General features: G+C 68.7%; 7 protein-coding genes. 2 read left to right on the top strand and 5 right to left on the bottom strand.

The window, feature by feature from the left end:
- Positions 1-210 (top strand): hypothetical protein (locus ABTX18_RS22255; protein ID WP_352124443.1); only part of this gene is annotated, 210 nt, incomplete at its 5' end.
- A gap of 209 nt (positions 211-419) precedes the next feature.
- Here ABTX18_RS22255 and ABTX18_RS22250 read toward each other — a convergent pair.
- Complete coding sequence (locus tag ABTX18_RS22250) at positions 420-1427, bottom strand: stage II sporulation protein M (RefSeq protein WP_352124442.1); 1008 nt, start codon at positions 1425-1427, stop codon at positions 420-422.
- Positions 1428-1546: 119 nt separating this feature from the next.
- On the opposite strand from ABTX18_RS22250, the gene ABTX18_RS22245 reads away from it, so the two are divergent.
- Complete coding sequence (locus ABTX18_RS22245; RefSeq protein ID WP_352124441.1) at positions 1547-2470, top strand: RDD family protein; 924 nt, start codon at positions 1547-1549, stop codon at positions 2468-2470.
- Between the two features lie 42 nt (positions 2471-2512).
- Here ABTX18_RS22245 and ABTX18_RS22240 read toward each other — a convergent pair whose 3' ends face one another.
- The 4 genes from ABTX18_RS22240 to manA all read right to left on the bottom strand — a co-directional run bounded on the left by ABTX18_RS22240 (position 2513) and on the right by manA (position 7392).
- Positions 2513-3124 carry a hypothetical protein gene (locus ABTX18_RS22240; RefSeq protein ID WP_352124440.1) on the bottom strand — a complete coding sequence of 204 codons (612 nt, stop codon included), beginning with the start codon at positions 3122-3124 and terminating at the stop codon, positions 2513-2515.
- A 214-nt stretch (positions 3125-3338) separates the two neighbouring features.
- Complete coding sequence (ahcY, locus tag ABTX18_RS22235) at positions 3339-4796, bottom strand: adenosylhomocysteinase (RefSeq protein WP_352124439.1); 1458 nt, start codon at positions 4794-4796, stop codon at positions 3339-3341.
- Positions 4797-5048: 252 nt separating this feature from the next.
- The gene (locus tag ABTX18_RS22230; protein ID WP_352124438.1) at positions 5049-6092 is read right to left on the bottom strand and encodes a cation diffusion facilitator family transporter; all 1044 of its coding nucleotides are present in this window, start codon (positions 6090-6092) and stop codon (positions 5049-5051) included.
- Positions 6093-6180: 88 nt separating this feature from the next.
- Positions 6181-7392 carry a mannose-6-phosphate isomerase, class I gene (manA, locus tag ABTX18_RS22225; protein WP_352124437.1) on the bottom strand — a complete coding sequence of 404 codons (1212 nt, stop codon included), beginning with the start codon at positions 7390-7392 and terminating at the stop codon, positions 6181-6183.
- Positions 7393-7522 lie beyond the last annotated feature (130 nt).

Below are 7522 nucleotides of genomic sequence, written 5' to 3'. Positions count from 1 at the left end.
TCCGACTCTATCAGACTCTTTCGTGTCCGATTCCCGGTCGAAGCGGGTCTCGCATTCTCGCTTTCCAGTTCTTCGCTTTCGCGCTTTCCCTTTCCAGCGGTTCCAACTTTACCAGACTCGGTTCGTTCCGTTTCCGGTTCGAGTTTGAATCCAGTGGCCGTTGAAGGGGCCTTTGCCTTTCGGCTGATTCGACTTTATCAGAAGCAATGACGCCGAAACGATCGGCATCACGATTCGGAGAGTGGGAATCAAGTGGCTCTGCGGAAATTCAATTTCCGGTGGGAGCGGGGTAAATCTAGCGGTTGACCTAGAACTTGTCCAGTTCCCGGCAACCGTTCAAATCTACCTCCCCCAGGCTGTTGTGTCAACGGCCTTTGGGGCGAGGAGGAGACTAGCAGGTCAGCGTGGCCGTACGCACATCAGGCGGCCACCGGCAGTTCGGCACTTCGTTCGGCTGCTGCAATGTCGCCTGTGTCGCCGGCTCGGGCTGCCCGGCCGCCGAGGACGTAGACGTAGGCGAGGAAGGCCATCTCAGCAGCGATTCCGATGACGATCCGTGCCCAGGTCGGAAGGCCCGAGGGGGTGACGAAGCCTTCGATGACACCCGATACGAACAGGACGAGAGCCAGCCCGATAGCCATGCCGATGGCGGCTCGGCCCCGTTGCGCCAGGGCTGCGCGCCGTGTCTGTTGACCGGGATCGATGACTGTCCAGCCGAGGCGGAGGCCGGTTCCGGCCGCGACGAAGACTGCTGTCAGTTCCAGCAGTCCATGGGGAAGGATCAGACCGAGGAAGGTGTCGAGCCGGCCCGCCGAGGACATCAGGCCGATGCCGACCGCCAGGTTGAGCACATTGACGAAGAGGATCCAGATCACCGGAACGCAGAGAAACGCGCCGAGCACCAGGCACATCGCGGCGGCCTGCGCGTTGTTCGTCCAGACCTGGGCGGCGAACGAGGCCGCCGGGTGGCTGGAGTAGTACGTCTCGTACTCGCCTCCCGGGCTGGTCATCCGGCGGAGGTCCTCCGGAGCGGCAATGGCCGACTGAACCTCCGGATGGGTACCGATCCACCAGCCCATGAGCGTCGCCAGGAGCACGGACAGGACAGCGGTGGGTATCCACCAGTGCCTGGAGCGGTAGACCGCCGCAGGAAAACCTGCCGTGAGGAAGTGGGCGGCGTCGCGCCAGGAGGCGCGGCGGGTACCGGTCACTGTGGAACGGGCCCGGGCCACCAGTTGGGTCAGGCGCGCGGTGAGCAGCGGGTCGGGGGCGCTGGACTGGATGAGAGAGAGATGGGTGGCCGTGCGCTGGTAGAGATCGACGAGTTCGTCGGCCTCCGCTCCCGTGAGTTTGCGCCCGCGGTGCAGGAGATGGTCCAGACGGTCCCACTCGATGCGGTGGGTGTTGACGAAGACGTCGAGGTCCATGGTCGGCTGCTGCTCCTGGCATGGGGGTGTACGGGTCCGTACAACGGCGGCGCGTTGCGGGTCAGCTTGGCAGACTGTGGCCCCGAGGGGCAGGGATGGTCGGCGAAGGGTAGGCGGTAATGAGTGGGCTGGTGACCGGGGACGCGGTCGTGCTGGGGTTGCGGCCGGCGAAACTGCCGAGCCGGGCGCTGGCTCTCGTCATCGATCTGGTGGCGGTGGGGACGGTGTTCGTCCTGGTGTCGATCGGCATGGCCATTGCCACGGTCTCGCTCGACGACGCAGCGGTGGCCGCGGTGACCGTCGCGACGTTCCTGCTCGTTCTGGTCGGGGCACCGATCGCGGTGGAGACGCTGACGCACGGTCGTTCGCTGGGAAAGCTCGCGTGCGGACTCCGGGTGGTGCGGGACGACGGGGGGCCCATCCGGTTCCGGCATGCGCTGGTGCGCGGAGCGATGGGTGTCGTGGAGATCCTCGCGACGCTCGGCGCGGTCGCCTCGGTCGCCTCGCTGGTCTCGGCGCGTGGGCGACGGCTCGGGGATGTGTTCGCGGGGACGCTCGTCGTACGGGAGCGGGTGCCGGCGGGCAGGGCGGCAGCGGTTCCGCCTCCTCCGCCCTGGCTGGTCGGGCGGTTCGCCGGACTGGATCTGTCGGCCGTTCCGGACGATCTGTGGCTTGCGGCGCGGCAGTACCTGACGCGGATGCACCAGCTGGATCCCGTCGTGGGACGGAACATGTCGGAGCGGCTGGCCGGAGAGCTGGCTGCCCGGACCGGGATTCCGGCACCGGTGGGTGTGCCTGCCGCCGCGTTCCTGGCCGCGGTGGTGAACGAACGGCAGGCGCGTGATGCGCGCCGGGCGTTCGGTGCAGGCCCTGCCGCGGCCCCTCCGGCTCACCCCGCTCCCATGCAGCACGTCGCTCCTCTGGCTCACCCCGTTCCCGAGCAGGTGGCCCCCGTCCGGTCTGTCGGGGACGACAGCGCGGCAGCGGTTCCCCGCGTCGACGCGGTGCGGCCGCCCGCCGGAGGCTTCGCGCCGCCTGCCTAGGTCTATGGGTGTGCCCCCAGCCCCTCAGCCGTGCGACATGGCCTACCGGTCCGAGGGCGGGGATTCCAGGTCTTCGAGTTCGATGCCCGGGGCCGAGAGGACCACGTCGCCGGCGATGTGAACGGTGTGCTGCTCCCCCGTGTCGAGGGCGCTGACCTGGTACGCGTCCACGATCAACGGCCCGTTGTCAGTGGCGTGCGCTTCACTGTTCACCAGGGCCCAGGACTGGTCGACGGTACGGGGGGCGAGCACCGGGTCCGTGAAGGTGACGACACGGACCCGGGTGGCCGGAGAAGTGGGGGTGAGGCGCAGCAACCGTGCGGTGGCGATGAGGAATGCGGGGGACGTGCCGCTGAAGGCGTGGGCGCGGACATTGCCTTCGGTGGCGTGGGTGCCACTCGGGTCGGTGCGCACCCAGGTCACGCCTTCGAGGGCGGCGCCGCGCACCTGCCAGCTTGCGGCATGGAGTTCGAGGCGGATGGGGCGGCCGAGCTCGTCGAGAGTGAGGTCGACGGATCCGAGGTGATCGCCGGACGGGGCGGTCGTCTGGGAGACGTAGCGCCAGCCGGAGGGGCCGGGTGCGCAGTGGAAGTGTTCTTCACCGAGGGGGGTGTGGTCGTGGAGATCGTGGAACGAATATCGGCCGCGTGGCATGGGGTCCTTCGGGTTCCTCGGGCTGTGCGGGTGCGGTACGGCGCAGGCCCCCGGCACGGGGGTGCGGGGGCCTGCGTTCGTAGCTGCTGCTGAGTCACCGGGTCTGCGGACGCGCGCGCGTCCGCAGATGGTGCAGGGTCTGCCGGTGGCCGGTCCTCACGGACCGGTCGTGGGGTGCCTGGTCACCGGCAGGTCTCCGCGGGTGGTGGCGGTGTCAGTAGCGGTAGTGGTCGGACTTGTACGGGCCTTCGACCTCGACACCGATGTACGCGGCCTGCTCCGGGCGGAGCGTCGTGAGCCTCACGCCGAGCGCGGCGAGGTGGAGACGGGCGACCTTCTCGTCGAGGTGCTTGGGCAGCACGTAGACGTCGGTCGGGTACTCCTCGGGCTTGGTGAACAGCTCGATCTGGGCCAGCGTCTGGTCCGCGAACGAGTTGGACATCACGAACGACGGGTGCCCTGTGGCGTTGCCCAGGTTCAGCAGACGCCCCTCGGACAGCACGATCAGGACCTTGCCGTCGGGGAACGTCCAGGTGTGGACCTGCGGCTTGACCTCGTCCTTGACGATGCCGTCGATCTTCGCCAGGCCGGCCATGTCGATCTCGTTGTCGAAGTGGCCGATGTTCCCGACGATGGCCTGGTGCTTCATCCGGGCCATGTCCGCGGCCATGATGATGTCCTTGTTGCCCGTCGTGGTGACGAAGATGTCGGCCTGCTCGACCACGTCGTCCAGGGTGGCGACCTGGTAGCCGTCCATCGCCGCCTGCAGCGCGCAGATCGGGTCGATCTCGGTGATGATCACCCGTGCGCCCTGGCCCCGCAGGGACTCGGCGCAGCCCTTGCCCACGTCGCCGTAGCCGCAAACGACGGCGGTCTTGCCGCCGATCAGGACGTCGGTGGCGCGGTTGATGCCGTCGATCAGCGAGTGGCGGCAGCCGTACTTGTTGTCGAACTTCGACTTGGTGACCGCGTCATTGACGTTGATCGCCGGGAACAGGAGGGTGCCGTCGCGGTGCATCTCGTACAGCCGGTGCACACCGGTCGTGGTCTCCTCGGTGACTCCGCGGATCTCGGAAGCCAGCTGGGTCCACTTCTGCGGCGCCTCGCCCAGGGTGCGGTTCAGCAGGGTGAGGATGTGCGCGTACTCCTCGCTGTCCGCGGTCGAGGGGTCCGGGGCCGAACCGGCCTTCTCGAACTCCACGCCCTTGTGGACCAGGAGGGTGGCGTCACCACCGTCGTCGAGGATCATGTTCGGACCGCCGGTGGGGGTGTTCGGCCAGGTCAGCGCCTGCTCCGTGCACCACCAGTACTCCTCCAGCGACTCGCCCTTCCAGGCGAAGACCGGGACGCCGGCCGGGGCCTCCGGGGTGCCCTCCGGGCCCACCGCGATGGCCGCGGCGGCGTGGTCCTGCGTGGAGAAGATGTTGCAGGAGGCCCAGCGGACCTCGGCGCCGAGGGCGACCAGGGTCTCGATCAGCACGGCCGTCTGCACGGTCATGTGCAGCGAACCGGTGATGCGGGCACCGGCCAGCGGCTGCGTGGCGGCGTACTCCTTGCGGATCGACATCAGGCCGGGCATCTCGTGCTCGGCGAGGGTGATCTCCTTGCGGCCGAAGGCCGCGAGGGAGAGGTCGGCGACCTTGAAGTCTTGTCGATTGGCGACCGTCGTCATAACGGGCTGCTCCTCGTGATGGGTCGAGGGTGGGTAGGGCGGCTCTGCGGTACGCCGGTGGGCATACGAATGCCCGGGCGGCTCGCAGCCCAGTCCGTCGGAGGCCCTCTCTCCCTCGGCCGGTCCTGCGTACGGACCGATCGACCGCCATCAGCAGCGACGTCTGACACTGCCGACGAATCTACACCGAACGGCCCAGCAGCTCCCAGTCCAAGGGGTCGGGAAGCGGCCTCATCGGCGCATCGGAGGCGGTCAGTGACCGGATTCCGCCGGGTCGGCCGGGGTGTCGGGGATGTCGGGGGTGTCACCGGGGGTGCTGTCCGGCGTCGGTCCGGACGGTGCTGCGCCCGGGGCCTTGGCCGGGTTGACGCCCGCCGTGGCTGCCGCCTCGTTGTAGATGTCCGGTTCCAGGTAGATGACGCGCGCGATCGGCACCGCCTCGCGGATGCGGGACTCCGCGGCGTTGATGGCGTGGGCGACCTCGGTGGCGGTGTCGTCGTGCTGGACCGCGATCTTGGCGGCGACCAGCAGCTCTTCCGGGCCGAGGTGGAGCGTACGCATGTGAATGATGCGGGTGACGGTTTCGCCGTCGACGACCGCGGCCTTGATCTTGTCGACCTGGTCGGCGCCGGCGGCCTCACCGAGCAGCAGGGACTTCGTCTCGGCGGCCAGGACGATCGCGATGCCGATCAGCAGGACGCCGATGCACAGGGTGCCGATGCCGTCCCACACACCGTTGCCGGTGCCGAGCGCCAGACCGACGCCGGCGAGCGCCAGGATCAGGCCGATGAGCGCGCCCAGGTCCTCCAGCAGGACGACGGGGAGTTCCGGGGCCTTCGCGCGGCGGACGAACTGGGTCCAGGTCAGCGAGCCGCGGGTCTCGTTGGACTCCTTGATCGCCGTACGGAAGGAGAAGCTCTCGGCGATGATCGCGAAGATCAGAACGCCGACCGGCCAGTACCAGGCCTCGATCTCGTGCGGGTGCTTGATCTTCTCGTAGCCCTCGTACACCGCGAACATGCCACCGACCGAGAACAGGACGATGGAGACGAGGAAGGCGTAGATGTAGCGCTCGCGCCCGTACCCGAAGGGGTGCTGGGGGGTGGCCTCGCGCTGGGCCTTCTTGCCGCCGAGCAGCAGGAGTCCCTGATTGCCCGAGTCGGCGAGTGAGTGGACGCTCTCCGCGAGCATCGACGACGAGCCACTGAACAGGAACGCCACGAATTTGGCCACTGCGATCGCGAGGTTGGCGGCGAGTGCCGCCACGATCGCCTTGGTTCCGCCTGACGCACTCATGGGTGCCTGGTGTCCCTTCTTCGGTGCTGCGGCTCCGGCAGCCGCGATACGGCCGGACATTGTTGCAGTCGCTGGTGCGGACGGTACGTCAGACCACCACGGTGGCGCGGAACAACGTACCCGTACCGGACACTTCGGCCTTCTCCCCTGCCGGTACGAAGACCGACTGACCCGGCCCGAGTCCGAGTTCGCCCGCCTTCGGCGTGCCCGCCGTGCAGAGCAGGATCTGGGGCGTGGGCGCCGTCAGGTCCACCGGGGCTGCCCCCGGTGAGAGGTCGAAGCGGGAGAGTCGGAACTCGTCGACCGGTGTCTCGTACAGCTCCTCGCCGGACGGGGACGCCTCGGGGCGCAGGATTCCCGGTTCGGTCGCCTCGAAGCGGACGATGCGCAGGAGTTCGGGCACGTCGATGTGCTTGGGCGTCAGTCCGCAGCGCAGCACGTTGTCCGAGTTGGCCATGATTTCGACGCCGAGGCCGTCGAGGTAGGCGTGCGGAACGCCGGCGCCGAGGAACAGGGCCTCGCCGGGCTGGAGTTGTACGTAGTTCAGCAGCATGGCCGCGATGACACCGGCGTCACCGGGGAAGTGGTGGGCGATGCGGGCGTACGGGGCGTAGGCGCCGCCGATCCGTTCGGCGGCGGCCGCCGCGGCGGCGACCGTCTCGGCCATGTCCGCCGGGTCCGCGGTGAGGATCGCGGTGAGGACCTCGCGCAGGGCGGCCTCTTCCGGCTGGGCGCGCAGCAGATCGGCGTACGGCTTGAGGGAGTCGACGCCCAGCGCCTCCATCGCCTCGGCCGCCTCGACGGGGCGGCGGAAGCCGCACAGGCCGTCGAAGGGGGTGAGCGCGCAGATCAGTTCGGGCTTGTGGTTGGCGTCCTTGTACGTGCGGTGGGGGGCGTCGACCGGCACGGACCGGCGCTCCTCGTCCGCGTATCCCTGCTGTGCCTGGGCGAGGTCGGGGTGGACCTGGAGGGAGAGCGGTGCTCCGGCGGCGAGCAGCTTGAGGAGGAAGGGAAGGCGGGGGCCGAACTTGTCGACGGCGGCCTGACCGAGTTCTCCGGCCGGGTCGGCGGCGATGACGTCGGTCAGGGGTCGCTCGACGGGGGTCGGTGGGGTGGTGGATGTGGCGGGTGTGGTGCCGGCGTCGGCTGCGGCGCGGGTTATCCGGGAAGGGGCTCCGGGGTGGGCGCCCATCCACATCTCCGCCTGCGGCTCGCCGGTGGGGGCGACGCCGAGCAGGGCCGGGATGGCTGTGGTGGAGCCCCAGGCGTACGGACGCACAGTGTTGGAGAGCCGGTCCATGGAATTCGTCCTCGTGCTTTGCGTGATGCGTGGTCTGCGTGATGCGTGCTTTGCGTGATGCGTGGTCTGCGTGATGCGTGCTTTGCGTGATGCGTGGTCTGCGTGATGCGTGGTCTGCGTGATGCGTGCG

It is taken from the genome of Streptomyces sp. NPDC096323 (assembly GCF_040302845.1).
GTDB lineage: Bacteria > Actinomycetota > Actinomycetes > Streptomycetales > Streptomycetaceae > Streptomyces.
The sequence above is the reverse complement of the archived record's forward strand: the minus strand, read 5'-3'. Positions and strand labels throughout refer to the sequence as shown.

Coding starts and splice junctions, on each gene's coding strand:
- ABTX18_RS22250 (WP_352124442.1), bottom strand. CDS start 1,427: ATGGACCTCGACGTCTTCGTCAACACCCACCGCATCGAGTGGGACCGT.
- ABTX18_RS22245 (WP_352124441.1), top strand. CDS start 1,547: ATGAGTGGGCTGGTGACCGGGGACGCGGTCGTGCTGGGGTTGCGGCCG.
- ABTX18_RS22240 (WP_352124440.1), bottom strand. CDS start 3,124: ATGCCACGCGGCCGATATTCGTTCCACGATCTCCACGACCACACCCCC.
- ahcY (WP_352124439.1), bottom strand. CDS start 4,796: ATGACGACGGTCGCCAATCGACAAGACTTCAAGGTCGCCGACCTCTCC.
- ABTX18_RS22230 (WP_352124438.1), bottom strand. CDS start 6,092: ATGAGTGCGTCAGGCGGAACCAAGGCGATCGTGGCGGCACTCGCCGCC.
- manA (WP_352124437.1), bottom strand. CDS start 7,392: ATGGACCGGCTCTCCAACACTGTGCGTCCGTACGCCTGGGGCTCCACC.